This window comes from Bacillus sp. SIMBA_074 (assembly GCF_046534555.1).
GTDB lineage: Bacteria > Bacillota > Bacilli > Bacillales > Bacillaceae_G > Bacillus_A > Bacillus_A mycoides.
The window spans coordinates 1-257 of sequence record NZ_JAWRYM010000806.1 but is presented as its reverse complement, the minus strand read 5'-3'; the positions used below and the strand labels follow the sequence as shown (position 1 = coordinate 257).

Annotated in this window: 1 protein-coding gene; it reads left to right on the top strand. The window is 33.9% G+C overall.

Features of this window, described 5'->3' with window-relative positions; genetic code table 11:
* A partial coding sequence (locus SB773_RS32990; RefSeq protein ID WP_410594638.1) for a hypothetical protein occupies window positions 1-257 on the top strand: 257 nt, incomplete at both ends.

The window sequence follows — 257 nt, the reverse complement described above, 5'->3', positions numbered from 1 at the left end:
ATCTACTATGAGCATGATGAAGAATTTTATCTTCTCGAAAGGTATTCTAAGAACCCAACTTACGCAAAGGTACACCGTCAAAAATTCCCGTTAAACCAAGGAGTTATAAGTAAGGCTTGGGAACATGAAAGCCATATTGAAAGCGGGTGTCCACATTCAAATTCATATGAAGAGTATGTAAAATATCTTGACGAGCATTATGAATACAAAAAAGAAAAAATTGATACGTTAACAATGAAAAGTTGTAGGTATTATGC